At 58.0% G+C, this 2,679-nt stretch carries 2 protein-coding genes; both read right to left on the bottom strand.

Annotated features, from left to right (window positions below; genetic code table 11):
- Window positions 1-1,539, bottom strand: a 1,539-nt coding sequence (locus G9463_RS22190) for a HAMP domain-containing protein (RefSeq protein ID WP_165897854.1), incomplete at its 3' end; no start/stop codon positions are given.
- Window positions 1,540-1,541: 2 nt separating this feature from the next.
- Window positions 1,542-2,679: ABC transporter substrate-binding protein (locus G9463_RS22195; RefSeq protein ID WP_165897857.1), on the bottom strand; the 1,138-nt coding region annotated here is incomplete at its 5' end.

The following is a 2,679-nucleotide window of genomic DNA, read 5'->3' on the forward strand; positions in this document are numbered from 1 at the left end:
GATCTTCTGTGTCGATTCGGCGACCTGTTCGGACGCGTCACGGACGGACTCCGCACTCGACAGAACGACGTCTCCAGATTCCGCGACTTCGTCGGCGAAGCTGTTGAGCTGGCCGATGGTCTTTTCGAGTTCGTCGACCATGCCGTTGAATTCGCTGGCGATACGGTCCATCGACTCGTTCTCGCCGTCTGTCGCCATTCGCTCAGTGAGGTTTCCAGCGGCCGTCTCCTCCATCACGTCGGAGAACTCCTCGGCCTTCTTCTGGAGGTACTTGTTGACTTCGAGGGCTTCGGCGCGGGAAACCTCCGCTTCCTTCTGTGCACGCTCGGCCTCGTTGATCTGTTCTTTGAGGGCGTCGCGCATATCAGCGAACCCGCTGTACAGGCGACCGATGTTGTCGATACGACTGGTAGCGATATCGATGTCGAGGTTCCCCTGTCGCATCTGGTCCGTCTTTCGGGTCAGGCGGTCGATCGATGTTGCCGTGTTGTATCCGAGTATTGCACCGACACCCGCGATGAGCAACACCATCAGCGCCGTCCCGATGAGCCCGTACTGCTGGACGTTCTGGACGAAACCAAAGACCGCGGAGTTGGGCGCGTGCACGAGGACGACCCAGTCCGTCCCCTGTATCGGTGCGTAGCCGACGGTGTAGCGCTCGCTGAGCACGTCGGCTGCCGGCATATCAGCGGTGACACCGGATTGCTGTTCCGAGGACCGAAGGTCGTTCGCCTCGCTGATCGGTTCGGTAGCGCGGCTGTTCTCGCTGTACGACTGCAGCATATTCCCTCCGAGGCCGCGGCTCCCGTCTCTGGGTTCGTCAATCATGACGACCGCCGACCCGTTGACGACTTGGGTAAACCCGCCTTCAGCCCTGTTGTTCCCCTGAAGCGAGTTCGCGATCTCGTCAAGCGAGTATTCGATGAGGATATACCGATTCTGCGAGGCATCGACAGGGCTGACAAAGCCGACGACCGGGCCCGAGTTCGTCTGGTACACGTCGGAAACGACGACATCGCTTGCCGTTTCGAAGTTCGTACCGGTAAGCCAGGCCCTGCTCGTCGATTCGAGCGGTGAGTTGGTCAGCACCTGTGAGTTAGATGTGCTGGCGACAACTTGCGATTGGGCGGCATTGCGTTCAACCAGATGGATGTCGGCAGCATCTGCGGACAAAGCGGCTTTCCGATTGTTGAGTTCGATATCGATATCATCGGTATCACTACTGGCCCAGATGTCGTTGGAAGAGACGAACTGGGTCGATAGCCGGTTTCGGTCTACCCACTGTGACAGGATGTCAGCTTCCTGTGCAGCGGCGTTTTCGTAGTCACTCAGAACCTGCTGTTCCGTGTAGTTTTTGACCTGCTCTGTCGCGGCAAGGCCAACGAGACCAACCGACAGCGCCATAATAAAAAGGACGATACCGAATTTGAGTGCGAAGTTTCGCCGGATGGCATCCGGGACGACTGTCGCCAGAATCCCACCGGAGGCGTTCGAATCGTTCTCTGAACTGTCTGGTATCTGTGTCTCTCCTGAACTCATACTTAGCTCCCTCCAAGCGAGCAGTTAGCCGCTGGCCCGCTGTCGCACGCATATTGTACATCCGCTGGCTCCCCAATCAGGTCGTAGTAGGTGCCGTAGGATTGCTGTATCTCTGACTTCCCCCTTACAACCGGTACTTGACGCATCGCCTGATGGTCACAGGCCCGGAGCGTCTGCGGTCCGAGACCGGCGTCGTACTCGTGTCCTTCGAGCGCTCCGATGACGTCGATCGGGTTGAACGTTCCCGCCCGCTCGACTGCGCTAGCGTATTGCAACGCTTGCGTGTACGCGATGTGCGCTGCCCCCGATGGGGCTGCCGATTTCGAGGACCCTGTCGAACTGCCATACTCCTCACGGAACGTTTCTCGGAAGGTGTTAGACAGCGGCGAGTTGATCGCCGGACTCCAGGCGACTGTTCCGATAACGCCCTCTATCGCACCGCCTGCGGTCTCGGCAATCTCTCTCGAAGCCATCGGAAGGACGATATTCGATTCCGGGAACTCGTCTCGGAACGCTCTGAGTGCGTTTACTGCGTCGAGGCCACCGAGCCCGAGGACGATCACGTCGAAATCAACTGACTTGATGTCTGCGGCGTACTGGGAATAATCGCTTGTCCCGACCTGTGCAGTCGTATCCCAGACAGGTGCCCAGCCGACATTCCCAAGGGCTGCATCCATATCGTCCCGGAGCGTCTGACCCCAGTCGTTGTCCTGAAAGATCTTGACGTAATTGGCATCTTTTCCGAACTCTTCACTGAGGGCTGGGGCCAGCGCCTCGGCCGCCATGTGGTTGTTGAACATCTCGCGGAAGGAGTATCGGTTGCAGTCAGCACCCGTCAGCGAGTTCGTGTTAGCCATCGTCGCCATGTAGATAACCTGGTTCTGCGCAGCAACCTCCTGATTTGCCAGGCCAGCACTGCTTGACGTCCCACCAGCAAGCATAATTACCTCCTCACCATCAACAAGCCGCTGTGCGTTGCTTCGGGCAGTATCTGAACTTCCACCCGTGTCCTCGACAACGAATTCGACATCTTTGCCCAGAAGTCCGTCACCGTCCAGAGGCGAATTGTACTTCTCGCTTGTTACCCACCCACCACCGTTGTTAATGTGCTTGACCGCGAGTTTGAAACCGCGTATCTCC

The organism is Haloarcula sp. JP-Z28 (genome assembly GCF_011440255.1).
GTDB classification, from domain to species: domain Archaea; phylum Halobacteriota; class Halobacteria; order Halobacteriales; family Haloarculaceae; genus Haloarcula; species Haloarcula marismortui.